Source organism: Paenisporosarcina sp. (genome assembly GCF_057785155.1).
In genome coordinates this window covers 23792-44526 of sequence record NZ_JBYNRN010000012.1, presented here as the reverse complement: position 1 = coordinate 44526, position 20735 = coordinate 23792, and the positions used below count along the sequence as shown (strand labels likewise).

The following is a 20735-nucleotide window of genomic DNA, read 5'->3' as shown; positions in this document are numbered from 1 at the left end:
ACCTTAAAAACCAAATTTCCTTGTATACTTCGTTAAACGTTCACCAAATAGTTTTTGTGCAATTCCTAGACGTATACTAATTGCTCCATATACGAGACCACCTACTACCCCTACAATCAAAATAATGAGTAAGGCTGAAAGTTTTGAATCAGCCGGCATGAATTGGATTAAAAACATTCTAGTTAGTGCTGCTGCAAATAGCATTAAAACATTGATAGCAGTAATTAGTATGATTCTTCTTACTAATAGTTTAGATCGATAGTTTTGAGTAGTAACAAGTACGGCAAAATTCATGAAAATAGCTACACTATACCCAATAATGGTTGCGGCTATTGCACCATTTGTTTCCCATAGATTAATCAATGGAATGTTTATTGCTAATTTAATTAATAAACCGACCAATAAATTCAAGATAATCCATTTTTGCTGATTAATTCCTTGTAGAATTGCTGCAGTCACTGGGAATAAACTAAACAAGATGGCTACGGGTAAATAATGTGCAAGAATATCTGAACCGATCTTGCTTGGTTCATAAAAGAAATGATATAACTCATTTGCGAGAACCGTCATTCCTACTACTGCTGGTAAAGTTAAGAAATATAGTACTTGGAACGTTTTATCCAATGTTTGTGATAACTGTTCGTGTTCATTCATCGTGAAATATTTTGTTACTAATGGAATAAGTGCCATAGAAAATCCAGTGGCAAGCATAACCGGAATCATAACTAACTTGTGAGCTGTAAGGTTTAAAACTCCTAAGTAATCAAAATCTAACGCGGAATCCATTGCACGATTAAACGTTAATAAATCTACAAATTGAAATAATGGATTAGCAACCCCTAAGAAAACAACAGGCACTGCATAGACAAGAATTTCTTTATACATATCTTTTAAACTCACATCATGTGATGTTGTCGAAGTTGTTAACAAGTGATCGTATTCTGGTTTCTTACGTTTCCAATAATAATAAAGGACAACTAACCCGCCGATTGCACCGACAAATGCGGATAATACAGCCACTTGAATAGCAAGCTTTGGTGATCCATCCATTAAATTAATAACTACAAAGGCTCCACCAAGTAAGAAAATGATACGAACAATTTGTTCGATTAATTGTGATACAGCTGTGGGCATCATATAGCTATACCCTTGGAAGAATCCTCTTAATAAGCTCATAAAAGGAACAACAATTAAAGCAAAACTAACCCATTGAATTGCTTCTTTAACATCAGTGACCGAGTAAATTTCTTCATCCTTATCAATAGATAATGCAGCTAAAGGCTCTGCAAAGAAATATAAGAAAAGGAATGATAAAAAGCCTGTGACCATCATTGTTAGCAATCCAGATCTCAATAAATTACGTCCGGTGTGAAAGTCCCCAAGCGTATTATATTTAGATACAAATCTGGAAAAAGCTAATGGTGCTCCTGAAATAGCCACTGCCAGCATCAAATTATATGGAATATAAGCATATTGATAGAGACCAATGTTATCTTCTCCGACCATTGCATAGAATGGAATGATGTAAATTACACCGAGTATTTTTGAGAGAAACAAACCAAGTGTTAAAATGGCTGTTCCTTTAAATAAATTATTTGACATGAGTTACTTCCTGACTTCTAAATTTTACAATCTACATGGTATTTTACTCCTCAGACATCAAAACCACAAATGGTTTATAATAAAGAAAAAGAAAAGAAAGTGTGTGGACACATGTACGATGTAATTATTGTTGGAGGCGGACCCTCTGGATTGATGGCTGCAATTGCTGCAGGCGAAATAGGTAAAAAAGTGTTATTACTCGAAAAAGGAACAAAACTCGGTAAAAAGCTCGCTATTTCAGGTGGCGGTCGCTGTAATGTAACAAATCGTTTATCTCAAGAAGAAATCGTTAAGCATATTCCTGGTAACGGTCGATTTTTATATAGCCCCTTCTCTGTTTTTAATAACGAAGACATTATTACTTTTTTTGAAGGCTTAGGTGTTGAATTAAAAGAGGAAGATCACGGACGTATGTTTCCCGTCTCGAACAGAGCACAGGATGTTGTTGATACCCTTATTCGTCAACTAGACAAATTAAAGGTAGAGGTTTTATTCGAAAGAACTGTTGCGAAACTTTTAATGGACGACGAAAAGATAACGGGTGTTCGACTTAAAAGTGGCGAAGAAATTTTAAGTCGAGCCGTAGTACTTGCTGTCGGCGGTAAAGCAGTTCCCCAAACTGGTTCCACTGGGGACGGATATCCATGGGCTAAACAAGCTGGTCATACAGTAACAACTTTGTATCCAACGGAAGTTCCCCTCCTTTCAGATGAGAAATTCATCCGATCGAAAGAACTTCAAGGATTAGCTTTACGTGATGTGGCTGTGTCCGTTTTAAATAATAAAGGAAAAATCCTTGTGACACATCAAATGGACATGTTGTTCACACATTTCGGTTTAAGTGGACCGGCTATTCTTCGTTGTAGTCAATACGTAGTGAAAGAACGTATGAAAAATGGAGAAAAACCAGTACAAATGGTCATCGATTCGCTACCTGCGGAAAATAATGAATCTGCTTTTCAAATGCTCGTTAAAATGATGAAGGACGAACCTAAAAAAGCAATCAAAAATGTTTGGAAAGGTGTCGCACCTGAACGCTGGTTATTATTCTTACTACAACGTGCAGGAATCGACGGAAATGATATTGGAGCGACATTACCGAATGAAAAAGTGCGTAGTTTAGCTTTATTACTTAATTCATTTACAATGGAAGTGAACGGTACCCAGCCAATTGAAAAAGCTTTTGTTACCGGTGGTGGTGTTTCAGTAAAAGAAATCGAACCAAAAACGATGGCGTCAAAGAAAAAAAATGGTCTTTATTTCTGCGGAGAAATCTTAGACATTCATGGCTACACAGGTGGATACAATATAACTGCCGCCTTGGTAACGGGAAAAATTGCTGGCATGAGTGCAGCTCAACATGCTAAAACTTTTCCTTATGTACCAGTAAATTATTAAAAGGATAACATTTGAACCCGTTAAAGTGGCGTATTCACTTTGACGGGTTTTCTACTAAGCGACTATATTCACTCACAGAAACACCTGCTAAGCGAAGCGGGCAGGGCTAATTTGGGCTGCACGCTTCACTTTCGCAGCCTTTCCTGTTAGATAACCTACTTCAACGATCAAACTTGAGGACAATTACGACTGAGATGGCGATAATTCTAACCAAGAATGTGTATTTTCGAACTGAGAACGCTAAAATTCTAACCAAGATTGCGATATCTTTAACTGAGCGACTATATTCACTCACAGAAATACCTACCAAGCGGAGCGGGCAGGACTAATTGGGGCTGCACGCTTCACTTTCGCAGCCTTTCCTGTAAGATAACCTTCTTCAACGACGGACTTTGAGGACAATTACAACTGAGATGGAGATAATTCTAACCAAGAATGCTATTTTTCTAACTGAGGACGCTAAAATTCTAACCAAGATTGCGAAATCTTTAACTGAGCGATCATTCACTAATTTAAAGTCAAAAAAATCCTCTTATCTCAATTTTCATGAGACAAGAGGATTCTTCAATATTTAACCAAAATATAGCGCAACTGCTAATGAAATCAGAGTAAAGACATATAAACTAATAGCCATTCTTTTACCGCCTTTAGATATTTCCTCTTGACGCAGGATACTAAAGAGCTTCCATGAAAATGCTGCTATTACAATGATGACAACGACATGAATCGCTTCCATTACACAATGACCATGTTAACTAATTTGCCTGGAATGGCGATTAGTTTTTTCATTTCTTTACCTTCAAGAATTTCTTTTACTTTTTCATCAGCCAAAACAGCTTTTTCAAGTTCGTCTTTTGTAAGATCTTTGCTAACGACAATCTTCGTTCGAACCTTACCGTTAACTTGAATCACCATTTCGATTTCATTTTCAACTAATTTAGATTCATCATATACCGGCCATTCCACATATGAAATTGTTTCAGTCCCACCAAATTTTTCCCACAATTCTTCAGATAAATGAGGGGCTACTGGTGCTAGTATTTGAACAAATCCTTTTGCATATTCCATTGGTACTGATTTCGCTTTATAGGCTTCATTTATGAATACCATCATTTGAGAAATGGCTGTGTTAAAGCGGATTCCTTCATAGTCCTCTGTCACTTTTTTAACAGTTTGATGATAGACTTTTTCTAGCGTTCCGTCATTAGAATCGACGATTTTATTGCTAACAGTACCGTCTTCATTCATAAACAAACGCCAAATGCGATCTAAAAAGCGACGAGCGCCATCTAAGCCATTTTCAGACCATGCGATTGATGCATCTAGTGGTCCCATAAACATTTCGTATAGACGTAATGTATCTGCACCATGACTTGCTACGATATCATCTGGGTTCACGACATTCCCTTTTGATTTAGACATTTTTTCGTTATTTTCACCTAAAATCATGCCTTGGTTAAATAGTTTTTGGAAAGGTTCTTTTGTATGAACTACCCCGATATCGTACAACACTTTGTGCCAGAAACGAGCATATAACAAGTGAAGCACAGCATGCTCTGCTCCTCCGATATAGATATCCACAGGTAACCATTGTTTAATCAATTCTGGATCTGCAATTGCTTGATCATTCTTAGGATCGATATAACGCAAGTAATACCAGCAGCTTCCTGCCCAGTTTGGCATTGTATTCGTTTCACGACGACCCTTCATACCTGTTTTCGGATCGACAACATTTACCCATTCATCAATTTTTGCAAGTGGTGATTCACCAGTTCCACTCGGTTTGATATCTGTTGCTTTCGGTAGAATTAAAGGAAGTTCAGATTCTTCAACAGCAGTTATTGAGCCATCTTCCCAGTGAATCACTGGAATCGGTTCACCCCAATAACGTTGACGACTAAATAACCAGTCACGCAAACGATATGTTACTTTCTTTTCACCTGTACCGTTTTCTTCAAACCAAGCAATTGCTTTTTCAATCGCTTCTGTTTTTTCCAATCCATTCAAGAAGTCCGAATTGATGTGTGGACCTTCACCAGCGTAAGCTTCTTTTTGAATATTGCCACCTTCGACCACTTCAACGATTGGTAAATTAAATTGCGTAGCAAATTCATAATCACGCTCATCATGTGCTGGTACCGCCATGATTGCTCCCGTACCATACGTTGCAAGAACATAATCAGCAATCCAGATTGGCATCTTTTCACCATTAACCGGATTTACTGCGTATGCACCTGTAAATTCACCAGTTTTGTGTTTTGCAAGATCCGTTCTCTCTAGATCACTTTTCAATTTAACTGAATCGATGTATTTAGAAACTGCTTCTTTATTCTCAGAAGTCGTAATCTCTTTCACTAATGCATGCTCTGGTGCAAGAACTGCGTAAGTAGCTCCAAAAATTGTATCAGGACGCGTTGTAAAGACTTTGAATGAATGATCTGTATCGGCAATGTTAAATGTTAATTCTGCACCTTCAGAACGTCCAACCCAGTTTCTTTGCATATCTTTAATGCTATCCGGCCAATCCAAGTCATCCAAATCTTCAATTAAACGATCTGCATAAGCTGTGATTTTCAACATCCACTGTTTCATTGGGCGTCTTTCTACTGGATGTCCTCCACGCTCAGATTTCCCGTCAATTACTTCTTCATTCGCCAAAACAGTCCCTAAAGCCGGGCACCAGTTTACAGCTACTTCGTCAACGTAAGCTAATCCCTTTTTATGAAGCTGAAGAAAAATCCATTGCGTCCATTTGTAGTAGGACGGATCCGTTGTATTGATTTCACGGTCCCAGTCATACGAAAATCCAAGTTCTTGAATTTGACGTTTAAATGTTGCAATGTTTTTCGCTGTAAATTCAGCAGGGTCATTTCCTGTATCTAAAGCATATTGCTCTGCAGGTAATCCGAATGCATCCCAACCCATCGGATGTAATACATTGTATCCTTGCATGCGTTTAAATCGGCTTAAAATATCGGTTGCGGTATAGCCTTCTGGATGTCCTACATGTAACCCTGCACCTGAAGGAAAAGGGAACATATCTAATGCGTAAAACTTCGGTTTAGATGCGTCTTCCCCTGTCTTAAAAGTATGATTTTGCTCCCAATAAGCTTGCCATTTTTGTTCGATCTGTTGATGATTAAAGTTCATGTGTTTTCCTCCTTTTGAAAATAAAAAAACTCTCGTCCCAATAGTCAAAAAAGACTAAGGGACGAGAGTTATACGCATACTCCCGCGGTACCACCCAAATTAGCAATCATACAATTGCTCAACTTGTTTCCTTAACGCGGAAAACGGCACCGGTTACTATTCCTTCACCAATGCTGACTCCAAGGCGAGTTCGATAAATTGTGATACTGACTTTCACCAACCGTCAGCTCTCTACAAACACAAAATTATTTACTATTCCTCTTCACGGTCAAACACTATTGTTTTTTCATTGTAATCGAAGTATGGAAAAAGCACAAGAATTTATTGAACAGTATATCCACCATCTAAGACGACAGCTTGCCCCGTCATTCCTTTTGCCTGTTCACTCGATAAGAATAGAGTCAAGTCAGCAATTTCTTTTACATCTAATAATCGTTTCTGAGGAACTAACGGATAGATAACTTCCTCTAAAACAGACTCAAGTGGAACTTTACGCGTAGTCGCTAAATCTTGAAGCTGATTGCGAACAAGTGGCGTATCTACGTACCCCGGACAAACGGCATTGACCGTAATTCCATCCGCTGCTGTTTCTAGCGCAGCTACTTTTGTTAGGCCAATGACACCATGTTTAGCAGAATTATAAGCTGCTTTACCTGCAAATCCAACTAATCCATTAATTGAAGCCATATTAATAATTCGTCCAAAACCTTGTTTTCGCATATGTGGAAGAACATTTTTCGTGGCAATAAATGGAGCTGTTAACATGATCTTAATGAGTAATTCAAAACGTTCAGTCGGGAAATCCTCAAGCATGGCAACATGTTGCATCCCAGCATTGTTGATTAAAATATCTAGTCGACCAAAATGAGCAATTGTTGCATCAATTGATTGAATAATATCTTCTTCTTTTGTAACATCGCATTTTAAACCAATCGCGTCAGAACTTAGAGATGCAGCAGCTTCTTTCACTTTTTCTTCATTCAAGTCTGTTAAGACAACCTTTGCACCTGCTTTAGAAAATTCACGTGCAATTTCAAAACCAATTCCTTGTGCAGCACCTGTTATAAATAAAACTTTGTCGTTTACCATTATATGTCCCTCCAAAAAAATCAGCCGCACGAGGCGGCTGAATTTGATTAATTAAAGTCCAAAGCCGAATGAGAATAGTACGATGGCAATAATAACACCGATCACTGGTGTTACAACTGTTGTTGCCGCTACAGCCCAGTAAGCTGCACTATATTTCTCACCACAGATAGAGTGAATTGTCGTAACAACATATCCATTGTGTGGAAGTGAATCCAGTGCACCAGATGAAATCGCTACAACACGGTGTAACGCTTCAGGGTTAACACCTGCATCCATATATCCAGGAGCTAATAGTGGTAATGCAATTGCTTGACCACCAGAAGCTGAACCGGTCATACCTGCAATAACAGATACTGCTACCGCCGCTCCAATTAACGGAGAACCAGGAATGTTTGTCATTGCATCAACCGCTACTTGGAATGCTGGTACCGATTTAGCAACTCCACCGAAACCAACAACTGCCGCTGTATTACCGATTGCGATAATCGCACCGATTGTACCAGCAGATACTGCTTCCCAAGGAGCTTTAAAGTATTTCCAACTAACGATAAATGTGGCAATAATACCGCCTAGTAAAGCAACAATTAAAGCGGATTGCTTTAATGAATCATGGAAGATGAATGAAATAACAAGTACGACTAATAATGGAATCATTGCTAAGAAAGGATTTGGTAATGGTCGTGTAACGTCAAATGTTGGATCCGTTTCACGATCGATAAAACGTTCACCTTTATTAACAGCTTTGTTGATAATTTTCTTTAACCACCAGTAACCAAACACAGCCATGAATGCAGCAACGATTAAACTAACTTCCCAACCAGCAAACTGGTTTGTACCCAAGAATGGGATGGGAATCCAGTTTTGAATTTCTGGAGAACCTGCTGATGTCATTGTGAACGTTACAGAACCTAAAGCTAATGTAGCTGAAATAAAACGTCGTGGTAAATCTGCTTGTTTAAATAATGAAATAGCCATCGGATAAACCGAGAATGCTACAACGAATAAACTAACTCCACCGTAAGTCAAAACAGCACAAGCTAGTACAAGTGCAAGAACTGTGTACTTCATACCTAATTTGCCAACAAACCATTTAGCTACTGAATCTGCAGCTCCACTATCTTCCATTACTTTACCGAAAACAGCTCCAAGTAAGAACATTAAGTACCAAGCCAAAATGAATGATGTAAAACCAGTCATATAACTAGTAACAAAGTTTGCCGCACCCTCTTCAACTAACTGAGGGAATAAAGGCAATCCACTCATTACAGCTACGAATAAAGCAGAAATAGGTCCGCCAATAAGAATGTTAACACCTTTAAGTGTTAAAAAGATTAGTAAAGCAAGTCCACCAATAAGTCCGATCATGCTCAATACAACACTAGTATCCATGAATAAATTTCCCCCGAAATTTTATTAGACGTTTTCTTTTACATCATCAACATTTAAAGAAGCTTCTGTAGAATCAATGACGTCCTGAACAGTGAATCCCTCGAAAACTTCCTTCAAAACTAAACCATTAGGTGTTACTTCAATTAGTGCACGTTCCGTAATAATTTTGTTAACCACACCCTTACCTGTTAACGGTAAATCGCATTGCTTTTTAATTTTTGGTGAACCGTCTTTTGCAACATGATCCATGATTACGATGATTTTTTTGGCACCGTGAACTAAATCCATAGCTCCACCCATACCTTTAATCATTTTCCCTGGAATCATCCAGTTGGCAAGGTCACCATTTTCGGATACTTCCATACCACCTAGAATGGCAACATCCACATGCCCACCACGAATCATGCCAAAAGATTCTGCACTTGTGAAAAAGGCTGACCCTGGAATCGTTGTAACTGTTTCTTTACCTGCGTTAATCAAATCTGGATCCACTTCATCTTCAGTAGGATATGGTCCAATACCTAATAGACCATTTTCTGATTGAAGAACTACAGTCTTATTAGGTGAAATGTAATTCGCAACCAATGTTGGCATTCCGATACCTAAGTTGACATAGTTTCCATCTTCGATCTCTTGTTCTGCTCGAATTGCTATACGTTCTCTGACATTTACTGTTCCCATAGCTTGTCTCCTCCTATTCTATGAACGCGTCGTTAGTCGCTCTATCCGTTTTTCTTGTTTCGCTTGTAGAATCCCCTGCACATAGATGCTAGGTGTTTGAACGGTATTAGGATCAATATCTCCCGTTTCAACAATTTCTTCTACTTCTGCAATCGTAAATTTACCTGCAGCAGCCATCATCGGATTAAAGTTTTGCGCCGTTTTGTTATAGACTAAGTTTCCAAACTTGTCAGCTTTCGCTGCACGAACAAGTGCAAAATCAGCACGTAAAGCTTCTTCAAGAACGTACTCTTTTCCATCATACACACGAATTTCTTTGCCTTCAGCAACGGTTGTCCCAACCCCTGCAGGTGTAAAGAATGCTGGAATCCCTGCTCCGCCAGCACGGATTTTTTCTGCTAAAGTTCCTTGAGGTGTCAATTCCACTTCGATTTCGCCAGATAATACTTGGCGCTCGAATTCTTTGTTTTCACCAACATATGAACCAATCATCTTTTTTATTTGTTTATTTTTCAATAAAAGTCCAAGACCCCATTCGTCAACGCCACAATTATTTGAAATAACCGTTAAATCTTTAACTCCTTTTTCAACTAAAGCTAAAATTAACGTCTCTGGTATTCCTACAAGTCCGAAACCACCGACCATTAATGTGGCTCCATCTTGAATTTGTTGTACAGCCTCTTCTGCAGAAGAATAGATTGGCTTCATGGGTTTTCCTCCTTACAAGAAATCGTTTGAATTTTTGTATAAAAGCGCTTTCACTAGCTATTAAAACAGAACCTTAATATTCACGCAATAGCAGTTGTGACAACATTTTGTCCGGTTTTGCCCTATATCCGTCCGAAATTTCGGATTTTATAGCAGTATAGTTTTTATCTTTGGTTATTTCACCTATTTTAATAGTCCGGATTATCGGAATTAAGTCCGAATTATCGGAAATAGGTCATAAGTTATATTTTTTTATTTTTTCGTAAAGTGTCGATCTGCTTAACCCAAGACGCTTAGCCACCACTTTTTTATCATCTTCGATACCCAATGCTTCTTGAATCATGGACCGTTCTAGTTGCTCAATTGCATCTTGCAGATTATTAGATTCATTAAATTGATTCGCTCGATGTTGTTTGAGCGTATCTGGTAAAGCAGATGGTTCAATGGTTTCATTATCTGCTAAATAAACTGCAGCTTGAATAACATTTTGTAATTCTCGAACATTCCCTGGCCAATGATAGGCTTGTAAATAATCTCTCGTTTGACTGGCTAATACAAGTCTACGTTTCCCAGCTTTTAATATGTATTGCTGTAAAAAAGTATTTGCAAGTTCCGTAAAATCTTCCATTCGCTCACGCAACGGGGGAATACGTAGAGTAATGGCTTGAATACGGTAATACAAATCTTCCCTAAACTTCCCTTGCTCGATCAGCGTTTCTAATGGCTTATTTGTTGCAGCTAAAATTCGTACATTTACCCGAATACTTTGTTGAGCACCCAACGGCTCAATTTCTCCCTCTTGAATAGCTCGAAGTAGTTTGGCTTGAATCGTAAGTGGCATTGCTCCTATTTCGTCAATAAAAAGCGTGCCATTGTCAGCTTGCTCAAAACGGCCTTTGCGATATTGATTTTTTGACTCTGAAAAAGAACCAAAAATTTCTGCCTCAAGTAGTTCAGATGGAATCGCGGCACAATTAATTTTGACAAACGGCAAGTCAGATCGTTCCGAACGTTCGTGGATACTTTGAGCAAATAGTTCCTTACCGGTTCCACTTTCTCCTTCTACTAAAACGGATAAATCACTTGGGGCAATCATTTGAATCGTTTCTTTTATCGAGCGAATCGCTTGTGAACTTCCTTTAATATCTTCTAATCGATATGATTTTTGATTAGAATCATTGGAATTTATCGTGATTTTATCCATTGTCGTACGAACATGAGAACTTAGCTTTTTCCAATCTGTCATATCTCGGAAAACCACGCTCCCGAAAGCTCCAACAATCTCTCCGTCTACAATTAATGGCACACGGTTAGCTAGCATGTATGTGCCTTTAATATAGTGCGGCGAAGCCACATGTGCTTTTCCTGACTTAACTACTTCATGCATTTGAGTATTTTCAATGACTTGATCAACCGGTTGACCAATGGCTTTGTCCCTAGGAACTTCTAAGAAACGGCAATAATCTTCATTGATATAGAGAATACGGCATTCTTTATCAACCACCACAAACCACTGAAAAGCATTTTCAAGAATTTGAGTCAGTACAGATTCCGGTAATTGTTGAAAAACAGATTTCATTTTGATTCACCCTACCTCACGATTCGTTCTATTCTATTTTCCCAAAGTATCTGAAAATATGCAAAAGGAGGCTTGGACAAAACAAAAAATATCAAAATTTCTCACTGAGAAATTTTGATATTTTATCTCTTATGCTAAATTGATTTCCGTTGCGGGGACGCTTTCCGGGGGCACGGCTCGAGCCTGTAGTCTCTCACTCGTGCTGTTTCCCCAGGAGTCGCCCCTCCACTTCAATCAATTCATAGAGTAGCAATTTATTAATGTAGATTTTTTCTCATTTAAAGGTATTTCTACTTATGTCCCAGCCTCTAAAGATTAAAATTTAAGATAGAATAGGACAGATGATAATCGACAAAATCAGCTTCGCATTCCACAGGCTAGCACCGAATTAACTCGTACTTAACGTCCGAGTGGATATCTAGTCTATTTTCTCCATTTTTAATAGTGGTCGATCATATAAAAGACTTGGAATGATGGCTAATGCCATGAATGATGTTAATATTAAGAACATAGCAGTCATTCCATATAGGTCTACTAGGACGCCCCCGAAAAATGGTCCTAGCATCCTTCCAACAGTGGCTGTACTATTAACAATCCCTTGATAGAAACCTTCTCGTCCTTTTGGCGCCAATTGACTAGCTAATGTTGGCACAGCTGGCCAAACAAACATCTCACCAATAGTTAGAATAACCATTGATGTGACAAACATTGAAAATGCATCTGCGAAGCCTACTACAACAAACGAAATCATCATAATAACAATTCCCAAAACCAATTGAGCTTTTATTCGATGTTCTAAACGCTTCACAATCGGCTGTATGACAGGTTGTGCAGCTAAAATTAGTAACCCGTTGATTGTCCATAACAGACTATATTGTTTCAGTGTAATACCTAATTCTTGCGTATATGTTGCAATGGTCGATTGCCACTGTACGTAAACTAACCAACAAATTAGATAGCCACTTGTAACAATTAACAAAGCGTAAAATGGTGCTTTGTTTTTAATCTTTTTCCCTTCATTAATAACTGAAGTATGTCTATCAGGTGCTATATTAAATTTACGATAACCTATTAATGCAATAAAGAAGAACACTACATACATGCCTAGATTAGCAACAAAAATATAGTCAAAACTATAATCGGCTATAACACCAGCAACCGCTGGCCCAATTGCAACACCTAAGTTTTGTGCAAGGTAAATAGCATTAAATGCTTTTCGTCCGCCCTCTGGCCAAGCAGTACCTACCATCGCATACATACTTGGGAAGACAATTCCCCCACTAAAACCCATAATGGTAAGAAACCACACATAATGTGGCCAACCGTGCCAGATCGTCAGACCGGTTAATCCAATAATTGTTATGGTGATTCCTAGCATGATTGATTTGTAACCACCAATTTTGTCGAATAAATAACCACCGAGTAAATTACCGATGATACCCGCTCCTGCGTTAGCCATTAATACTAAGCCCGCGACCGATAAACTTTTCCCTAAATGATCATGCAAATATATTGTATTCAAAGGCCATAAAAATGAATTACCTGTAACATTTACAAGCATTCCAATGATTAGCAGCCAAACACTTTTTGGCATCTTTCTTCCTCCATTATTTCGAAATCCAAAATAATTGTATTCTATTTAATGAAGGACAACAAGATGTCTTAAATACAAAGATTATTCCGAAATTAATAGACATTAGCTAGTCAATGAAATCATGGTAAACTTCTTTTTAAAGGAGTGAAAACCGAATGATTTTAGAACGAGTTCTTTCCTACTCAAAAACTTTATTACAAAGAGCTATTTCAGAAGGTGACATTGTAATTGATGGGACGGCAGGAAATGGGCATGATACCCTCTTCCTCGCTAAACTAGTTGGGGAAAATGGACATGTCTACGCTTTTGACATACAGCAATCTGCGATTGATTCAACAAAGCAAAAACTTGTAGAATTTAGTAATCAATCATCCGTAATTCTAGACGGACATGAACACATACCCAAATATGTAAATCAAGAAATTTCAGCCGCTGTCTTCAATCTCGGGTATTTACCTGGTGCAAATCATTCCACCATTACTAAACCTGGTACTACTGTCATGGCAATTGAAGCTTGTCTCAATTTACTAAAAGTTGGTGGAATCATTGTTATCGTTGTGTACCATGGACACGAAGGTGGAGATATCGAACGTGATGCCCTACTCCAGTATGTAAGTGAACTGCCTCAATCCTCCATTCAAGTATTAAAATATGAATTTATAAATCAAGTAAATCATGCACCGTTTATATTAGCATTAGAAAAAACTAAACAAATTTAAAATCTAATGGACTAGACTAACTAGATTCCATTAGATTTTATTAGGCTGAAAAATTTAAATCCCATTGTGCAGACACTTTCCGGAAACAGGCAATCCGATAATACTATGAAAAGGACGAGTAGAGAACATGTATGATGAATAGAAAAATATGAATAGCTCTCTTTCAAATGTATATCCATTCTCAGCATTGAACAATTTTATTCATATTTGATATCAAGAAATTCATAGACGTTTTTTACGTATTGATCCTTTGGATAAGTATTATATAGGACACTTGATAACCGTATGGGATCTCCAAAAAAGTACCGTTCGTATTGAATTTGTCTAGTGCCAAATGAACTCATCGTTAAATCCCATGCCAATCGGAAAATCTTTAAACGCTCTTCGGCAGTTATGTTTGAGCCTTGGAGATATTGGTGAATATCAGAGCCGATTGAAGAATTAATTGCTTTTTCAGTGGGCAAAGTTACCATACCGCTTGCACCGATTAATTGGATGATTTCACAATATCGAGGATAAATTCTAGGGAAAATATTACTAGCAATTTGAAGAGGAGGTAGATGTGGACGCATCGTTCCAAATTCATCTAATTTACTGTGATGCTCAGATTTCTCAAGAAGTGCTTTCATTGTTTCCAGCCCAATGATAAATTCTGATAGCTTTTCTTGAATGTGCTGATACTCGCATACATCAATGGTCTTCACAAGAAGTTGAGCAAGCCCTAACATGAATTCAGATTTCACAATTTGTCTGTTTATGGTTTGATGCAATGCAAAACAATGAAAAGAGGTTTTTATCAGGAAGTTGGCCGATACTTCTATATTTCCATAATAGAATACACGGTTCCACGGGACCAACACATTATCAAAGACAACAAGAGAATCCATTTCTTCGAATCTCGAGCTAAGCGGATAATTAAAGACTGAATCGCCACCAACAAAAGATTCCCTACAAATAAACTTTAACCCTGGCGTATTTGAAGGGATTGAGAAAGCATATGCTTCATCCTCATCTAAGAAAAAATTGGGGGTGCTAAAAACTAAGACTTCGTCCGTTAAGCCTCCTTGAGTAGCTAGTAGACGAGCACCTTTTATGACTAACCCGTGTTCGTTCTGATCGATTACTTTTGCCGAAATTGGTTCCTTTGAGGAATAAAAATTAAAGGAGGACCGGTTCACTTGAGGGGTAACAAATGTGTGAGTGAATGTTAAATCTTTATTCATGGCTAATTCATAAATAGACTGAATGTTCTCTGGAAAACACTTTTCTCTTCCCTTTAAATATGAAGCAGATGAAGCAAAAGCCATTAAAACAGAGTTTATATAATCTGGACTCCGACCCATCATTCCCTTGGTCAATCTTGCCCAATGCTCCATCATTGTTCTTCTCTTTACTAAATCCTCTTTAGTTCTAGGTTGTAAATATGAAAGTCCTATTGGTTTATTGGAATTAGGTGAAATAAACACCATTTCATTTGAAAGACTGGAATCAAATTGCAAGTTATACAAAGATGCTTTTGTTTCAAGAATCCCCTTGAATGCAGGATGCTCTGAAATCTTCCCTGTTACTTTCTCTCCATCGAACCATATTTCGCTTCCCAATTGATTCAAACGGTCGATTAATTCCTTCCCATTAATTGCTCCCATTATTTCACTCCCATTGGTCAGCATAAAATAAACTATTATATTCATCATTTTTCAAAGCTGTGTTAATTTATGACAGTCTTTTAGTCATTAGAGGGATCCTCACATCATAGTGGTGTTTCCAAAAAACGTACGACAAATCAAAACAGATGAAGAAATATCAATCTTTTCTCTCCACCTGTTTTTGTTCGGCCCCTATTTAACAGTCTCTTATTTGAATATATTTTCTTTTATATGGAAAAGATGAAACTATTATTGAACCATATAAGGAGAATATGTATGCCTCAAATCCATTCAATTAGTTCATATATGCCACCCTACTCATACTCTCAAAATGACGCAGCTACATTATTAAAAAATTTATTTACCGATCACTACGCAGACTTAGACCGGATGTTAAAAGTTTTTGAAAACGGTGAAATCGAATCAAGGCAGTTTTGTGTACCGATGGAGTGGTTCGAACAGCCACATGATTTAGAAGAACGAAATCGTCTATATATCGAGTTAGCCACTTCTTATGGCTCATTAGCAGTTCATGCTTGCTTGAACAATTCCACTTTCTTAAAACAACCAATTCATCCTTCAGAGATTGACGGGATTTTTTTCATTTCCAGTACTGGTTTTTCAACTCCCAGCATTGATGCACGCATTTTAAACCAATTGCCATTTTCGGATTACGTCAAACGAATACCGATTTGGGGTTTAGGTTGTGCAGGAGGAGCATCGGGCTTGAGCCGCGCATTTGAATATTGTCTTGCCTATCCAAAAGCTAAAGTACTTATTCTTTGTGTAGAGCTCTGTAGCCTCACCTTTCAACCGAATGACTACACGAAAAGCAATTTGATAGGTGCTTCTTTATTTGCGGATGGAGTTGCCTGCGCCTTAGTTTGCGGAGATGAAGTGGAGGTCTCTTCAAGTGAGCCTTTACCAAGTTTTGTCGCTACCTCTTCTAAAACAATGGCAAATTCAGAAGACGTCATGGGTTGGAATATGAAAAATGATGGTCTGCATGTGGTCTTTTCGAAAAGCATTCCGTCTATTATTGAAAAATGGCTAGAACCCTTTGTCACAGAATTCTTAACCGAGCATCAAATCACTGCTGAACAAATTGATCACTTCATTGCACACCCGGGTGGAAAAAAAGTTTTAGCAGCTTATGAAAAAGCATTGGGTTTAGATTCGAATAAAACAAATATCTCAAGAGAAGTGTTAAAGAATCACGGCAATATGTCTTCCCCGACTGTTTTATATGTGTTAGAAGAATTTATGAAGCAAAAGAAAAGTAGTGGAGATATTGGATTATTAACTGCATTGGGTCCAGGATTCAGTGGCGAATTGGTGCTATTAAAATGGACATAAACTTAATTGTTTTTCTCATCATTTTCGGATTTGTCATCATTCAACGAGTTATTGAATTATTTATAGCGAAGCGAAACGAAGATTGGATTAAATCTCAAGGTGGGTATGAAGTTGGCAAACGTCATTATCCATTTATGGTTGCCTTGCATGTAGGTTTTTTTATTAGTTTATTGCTCGAATTCACATTATTAAATCGAGGGCTATCTATATTTTTATTGCCACTTTTCACTGTCTTTGCAGTCACACAATTAATGAGAATCTGGATACTTTCTTCATTAGGACGATTTTGGAACACAAAAATCATGATTCTTCCTGGAGCTTCAGTCGTTAAAAAAGGACCTTTTCAATATATGAGACATCCTAATTACACGGTTGTTGCTCTTGAACTGTTAGTCCTTCCATTAATGTTTAATGCGTTTATTACCGCCCTTGTGTTTACCTTATTAAATCTTTACATGTTATCTGTTCGAATTCCAATCGAAGAAGCAGCACTTTGTGAAGGTACGAATTATAAGGAAGTTTTCTAGATGGTAATGAAAAAAAGGACTGTCTCAAAGTCATTTAGTGACGGAGAGATGGTCCATTATTTTATTTATGAATTTGCGTATCGGACGGACACTTTCCGCAGACTTGAGCCGAAATAGATTGAAAAATTCGTCCGAGTTAATTTTGCCACTTCGCTTTTCCCTCTGGAGTCTCCGCTGAACTCCTTGAAATTATTATGATTAATAGTGAAATGATAAAAAGATCCGGACGATAAATCGTCCGAATCACCTAGAGTAACATATCGTGCTACTCGTTTTTTTATACTACAAGTTATTTTCAGAAAACATAACTTCCCCAGCTACAATCGTTTTTACAACATTTGCTTCTAAAAGTTGTTCTTCTGTTCCTTCAAACAAGTCTCGGTCAAAGATGGTGAAGTCTGCATCGTAATTGACATCGATTTTCCCACGAGACAATTCTTTTCCGATAGCGTAAGCACTTCCAGTTGTGTATAAAGAAATGGCTTCAAAACGAGTTAACTTTTCTTCAGGTAAATAGCCGTCGTGTGTCTCCCCCGGATTTCTCCTTGCCACTGCCGCATACATGCCAAGTCTTGGATCAACCGTTTCAATCGGTGAATCTGAACCACCACTACACACAATCCCTCGATCGATTAATTTTCTCCAAGCGTATGCCCAAGTCAATCGTTCTTCGCCTAGTCTTTCCCTCACCCACGGAAAATCAGAAGTTACAAAACTCGGCTGGATATCTAACACGACATCCAATTTTTCAATTCTACTCACTAAATTTTCATTTAGCACGTTTGCGTGAATCAGTCGATCACGTTTTCCTTTTGGTACTGGATGTAATTCGATAGCTTCCACAATCATTTCCATTCCAAGATCACCAATCGCATGAACTGCAATAGCTTCTCCGTGAGATCTAGCTTTCGCAACCAATGCATTCAGTTGTTGTTGTGAGTGAATGTTGACCCCTTGTGTGGATTTATCATCCGCATAAGGTTTTGTCAGTAAAGCCGTTCGTCCACCAAGCGCTCCATCAATAAATATTTTCATCGCACCTGGTTCAATCCAAGGTTCACTATACGATGCATTTTGAATCATCTCATCAAAAACTAAGTGATGTCTCAACAAATGAATCCGGAACTTTTTATGTTCACCGAATGTTTTTTGGAATGCTTCAAGAGGTTTTGAGTAATTTCCGTAGTAACTCATGTCTTCCGTATGAACACCTGTGAATCCTAAAGATAGTAAATCTTCAGCTGCCATTTCTAGTGAAGTCCTTAATTGATCAACACTGACTTCAGGAATTTGTTTTAAGATCAGTGCCTGTGCCCCGTCCATTAAATACCCTGTAGGTTCTCCGAATTCATCACGAACAATTACGCCATCACTTGGGTCGGGTGTGTCTTTAGTAATTCCTGCGATTTCAAGTGCTCTCGAATTCACAATCATTGCATGGCGACAAATGCGTTTTAATACGAGTGGTGAAGTAGTAATTACGTCTAATTCCGTTCGATGAAGAATTTTTTTATCCGGAAAATTATTTTCATTCCATCCTTCAGCAACAATCCATTCTTGCGGATTCCGCTGTTCAAACAGATTTTTCAAATGTCCCTTCATAGTCTCAGCAGATTCAAAAAGGGACAAATCGATATAACGTAATTTATCGCCATGTCCGATTAAGTGAATATGACTATCAACGAATCCGGGATAGACGAATAATCCTTTTAAATCTAATTGATTGGCAGTTTCGTTCTTCAGTTTTTCATATTTGCCCATTTGAAGAATTCTGCCATCTTCAATTAAGACCGCTTCAACACGGTCGCCTGGACTTTTCATTGTATAGAATTTTGCATTATGTAAAAGTTGCTTCATTTTATTCACATCCAAAAGTTGATTTTGTATCAGTGTAAATGAAAAACCGATCTTTTCACAATGGAAAAGACCGGTTTGTTTCATTACTTTTGTTTTGTAGCTGCTAATTCAACTGCTCGAGCAACTACTTGGTGTACAGAAGGATCTAACGGATTCGGAATTAAATCCCCTGGTTTTGTATGATTGAAGATTGCTTGAGCCGCTGCTACAAGCATTGGGTACGTAATTTCGCTAGCCCCTGCGTCCAGTGCCCCTCTAAAAATACCTGGGAAACCGATTGCATTGTTAACAAGACGACCATCCGCAGCATAAGCAGCACCTGCCGCTAATGCATCTTCAGGCGTAATTTCAGGATTTGGATTCGACAACGCTAAAATAATTTGCCCTGGGCGAACCATACTCGGTTTAATCAGACCGGCTACTCCAGTTGTAGCCACTACGATATCACAAGTCGCCATGATCTCTTCCAATGAAGATAGTGTTTGGCCACCATAGCTAGTAAGTCGATCTAATGCTTCTTGCTGACGATCGATACCATAAACATTGTCGACTCCATAAGCCATTAGCATACGACATATTGCCAAACCTGCTGCACCTAAACCAATTTGGCCGATAACAGCTCCTTTAGGGTCCACTCCAGTTGCACGACAAGCCGATAATACGGAAGCAAGTGCTACTACCGCTGTTCCATGCTGATCATCATGCATAACTGGAATCGGCAATTCCTTCTTCAATCGCTCTTCGATTTCAAAGCAATGTGGAGAACCAATATCTTCAAGCAAGATGGCTCCAAATCCTTGATGAATATGCTTAATCGTTTCAACCACTGAATCAATATCACTCGTATCTAGTAAGATAGGAATTCCGCTAATCCCAGCAAATTGATCAAATAAAACAGCTTTCCCTTCCATTACAGGCATTCCGGCAACAGGACCAATATTACCAAGCCCTAGTATCGCCGTTCCATCTGTAACGATGGCAACTGTGTTACCTATACTTGTAAAATAGCGTGCTTTATCTGGGTCTTCTTGAATGTCTAAACACACACTCGCAACGCCCGGTGTATAAATTCGACGAAGATCCCCTAAAGAGCGGACATCAATGCGACTCTTCATGTGAATTTTTCCGCCTTCATGTGCTTTTAAAACGTCATCCGTTACTGCATGTATATGAACATCTTCACTAATCGCTCGAACATTTTCAATTACTTGATCTAACTGTTCAAGATTTTCACACTTAACACTAATATCACGAATCGTAGATAACGTTCCATCCTTGATAATTGTGATATCTCCTATATCTCCACCCGCTACCCCTATAGCTGTTGCCACTTTCGCAAAGTTCCCTGGTTTTGACGGTGTTTCAACGATTAACGTACGAATAATTTCTTGTAATGCCATAATATCCTCCTATTTTTCCTACGCATCTTTGCTAGAAAAA

General features: G+C 38.2%; 15 protein-coding genes and 1 other annotated feature. Of the genes, 4 read left to right on the top strand and 11 right to left on the bottom strand.

All coding sequences use genetic code 11. The features are described from left to right. Positions 1–3 precede the first annotated feature (3 nt). Complete coding sequence (locus tag AC3EA5_RS03500) at positions 4–1602, bottom strand: putative polysaccharide biosynthesis protein (RefSeq protein ID WP_488607085.1); 1599 nt, start codon at positions 1600–1602, stop codon at positions 4–6. 111 nt (positions 1603–1713) lie between these two features. Here AC3EA5_RS03500 and AC3EA5_RS03495 point away from each other — a divergent pair, with 111 nt between their 5' ends. Continuing rightward, positions 1714–3000, top strand: coding sequence for a BaiN/RdsA family NAD(P)/FAD-dependent oxidoreductase (locus AC3EA5_RS03495; RefSeq protein WP_488607084.1), 1287 nt, complete (start codon positions 1714–1716; stop codon positions 2998–3000). 735 nt (positions 3001–3735) lie between these two features. Here AC3EA5_RS03495 and leuS read toward each other — a convergent pair. From leuS to AC3EA5_RS03460, 7 genes are all read right to left on the bottom strand, one after another. Continuing rightward, positions 3736–6150: a leucine--tRNA ligase gene (gene leuS / locus AC3EA5_RS03490; RefSeq protein ID WP_488607083.1), complete on the bottom strand. Its 2415-nt coding sequence runs from the start codon at positions 6148–6150 to the stop codon at positions 3736–3738. Positions 6151–6204: 54 nt separating this feature from the next. Next, positions 6205–6425: a binding site (T-box leader), on the bottom strand. 46 nt (positions 6426–6471) lie between these two features. Continuing rightward, positions 6472–7239: a 3-hydroxybutyrate dehydrogenase gene (locus AC3EA5_RS03485; RefSeq protein ID WP_488607082.1), complete on the bottom strand. Its 768-nt coding sequence runs from the start codon at positions 7237–7239 to the stop codon at positions 6472–6474. A 51-nt stretch (positions 7240–7290) separates the two neighbouring features. Next, positions 7291–8628, bottom strand: a complete 1338-nt coding sequence (locus tag AC3EA5_RS03480) for a GntP family permease (RefSeq protein ID WP_488607081.1) — start codon at positions 8626–8628, stop codon at positions 7291–7293. A gap of 24 nt (positions 8629–8652) precedes the next feature. Beyond that, positions 8653–9309 carry a 3-oxoacid CoA-transferase subunit B gene (locus tag AC3EA5_RS03475; RefSeq protein WP_394188355.1) on the bottom strand — a complete coding sequence of 219 codons (657 nt, stop codon included), beginning with the start codon at positions 9307–9309 and terminating at the stop codon, positions 8653–8655. 18 nt (positions 9310–9327) lie between these two features. After that, the gene (locus AC3EA5_RS03470; protein WP_394188354.1) at positions 9328–10017 is read right to left on the bottom strand and encodes a CoA transferase subunit A; all 690 of its coding nucleotides are present in this window, start codon (positions 10015–10017) and stop codon (positions 9328–9330) included. 235 nt (positions 10018–10252) lie between these two features. Next, the gene (locus AC3EA5_RS03465; protein WP_488607080.1) at positions 10253–11596 is read right to left on the bottom strand and encodes a sigma-54 interaction domain-containing protein; all 1344 of its coding nucleotides are present in this window, start codon (positions 11594–11596) and stop codon (positions 10253–10255) included. A 418-nt stretch (positions 11597–12014) separates the two neighbouring features. Continuing rightward, positions 12015–13190, bottom strand: coding sequence for an MDR family MFS transporter (locus AC3EA5_RS03460; RefSeq protein WP_488607079.1), 1176 nt, complete (start codon positions 13188–13190; stop codon positions 12015–12017). A gap of 155 nt (positions 13191–13345) precedes the next feature. Between AC3EA5_RS03460 and mnmM the strand changes: the two genes are divergently transcribed. Continuing rightward, positions 13346–13909 carry a tRNA 5-(aminomethyl)-2-thiouridylate-methyltransferase MnmM gene (gene mnmM, locus AC3EA5_RS03455; protein ID WP_488607078.1) on the top strand — a complete coding sequence of 188 codons (564 nt, stop codon included), beginning with the start codon at positions 13346–13348 and terminating at the stop codon, positions 13907–13909. Positions 13910–14106: 197 nt separating this feature from the next. On the opposite strand, the gene hpaB is transcribed toward mnmM, so the two are convergent. Then, positions 14107–15555 (bottom strand): 4-hydroxyphenylacetate 3-monooxygenase, oxygenase component, encoded by a 1449-nt coding sequence (gene hpaB / locus AC3EA5_RS03450; RefSeq protein WP_488607077.1) that lies wholly within the window; start codon positions 15553–15555, stop codon positions 14107–14109. 276 nt (positions 15556–15831) lie between these two features. Between hpaB and AC3EA5_RS03445 the strand changes: the two genes are divergently transcribed. Further along, a complete protein-coding gene (locus tag AC3EA5_RS03445; protein WP_488607076.1) occupies positions 15832–16911 on the top strand; it encodes a type III polyketide synthase in 1080 nt (359 codons plus the stop codon). Continuing rightward, on the top strand, positions 16902–17438 hold the full coding sequence (locus AC3EA5_RS03440; protein ID WP_488607075.1) for an isoprenylcysteine carboxyl methyltransferase family protein: 537 nt from the start codon (positions 16902–16904) through the stop codon (positions 17436–17438). The genes AC3EA5_RS03445 and AC3EA5_RS03440 overlap by 10 nt, the downstream gene beginning before the upstream one ends. Before the next feature lie 282 nt (positions 17439–17720). Here the strand turns inward: AC3EA5_RS03440 and AC3EA5_RS03435 are convergent, their stop codons facing one another. Beyond that, positions 17721–19295 carry an amidohydrolase gene (locus tag AC3EA5_RS03435; protein WP_488607074.1) on the bottom strand — a complete coding sequence of 525 codons (1575 nt, stop codon included), beginning with the start codon at positions 19293–19295 and terminating at the stop codon, positions 17721–17723. Between the two features lie 83 nt (positions 19296–19378). Continuing rightward, on the bottom strand, positions 19379–20695 hold the full coding sequence (locus AC3EA5_RS03430) for an NAD-dependent malic enzyme (protein WP_488607073.1): 1317 nt from the start codon (positions 20693–20695) through the stop codon (positions 19379–19381). Positions 20696–20735 lie beyond the last annotated feature (40 nt).

Coding starts and splice junctions, on each gene's coding strand:
- hpaB (WP_488607077.1), bottom strand. CDS start 15,555: ATGGGAGCAATTAATGGGAAGGAATTAATCGACCGTTTGAATCAATTG.
- AC3EA5_RS03495 (WP_488607084.1), top strand. CDS start 1,714: ATGTACGATGTAATTATTGTTGGAGGCGGACCCTCTGGATTGATGGCT.
- leuS (WP_488607083.1), bottom strand. CDS start 6,150: ATGAACTTTAATCATCAACAGATCGAACAAAAATGGCAAGCTTATTGG.
- AC3EA5_RS03435 (WP_488607074.1), bottom strand. CDS start 19,295: ATGAAGCAACTTTTACATAATGCAAAATTCTATACAATGAAAAGTCCA.
- AC3EA5_RS03460 (WP_488607079.1), bottom strand. CDS start 13,190: ATGCCAAAAAGTGTTTGGCTGCTAATCATTGGAATGCTTGTAAATGTT.
- AC3EA5_RS03445 (WP_488607076.1), top strand. CDS start 15,832: ATGCCTCAAATCCATTCAATTAGTTCATATATGCCACCCTACTCATAC.
- AC3EA5_RS03500 (WP_488607085.1), bottom strand. CDS start 1,602: ATGTCAAATAATTTATTTAAAGGAACAGCCATTTTAACACTTGGTTTG.
- AC3EA5_RS03475 (WP_394188355.1), bottom strand. CDS start 9,309: ATGGGAACAGTAAATGTCAGAGAACGTATAGCAATTCGAGCAGAACAA.
- AC3EA5_RS03485 (WP_488607082.1), bottom strand. CDS start 7,239: ATGGTAAACGACAAAGTTTTATTTATAACAGGTGCTGCACAAGGAATT.
- AC3EA5_RS03470 (WP_394188354.1), bottom strand. CDS start 10,017: ATGAAGCCAATCTATTCTTCTGCAGAAGAGGCTGTACAACAAATTCAA.
- AC3EA5_RS03465 (WP_488607080.1), bottom strand. CDS start 11,596: ATGAAATCTGTTTTTCAACAATTACCGGAATCTGTACTGACTCAAATT.
- AC3EA5_RS03430 (WP_488607073.1), bottom strand. CDS start 20,695: ATGGCATTACAAGAAATTATTCGTACGTTAATCGTTGAAACACCGTCA.
- AC3EA5_RS03440 (WP_488607075.1), top strand. CDS start 16,902: ATGGACATAAACTTAATTGTTTTTCTCATCATTTTCGGATTTGTCATC.
- AC3EA5_RS03480 (WP_488607081.1), bottom strand. CDS start 8,628: ATGGATACTAGTGTTGTATTGAGCATGATCGGACTTATTGGTGGACTT.
- mnmM (WP_488607078.1), top strand. CDS start 13,346: ATGATTTTAGAACGAGTTCTTTCCTACTCAAAAACTTTATTACAAAGA.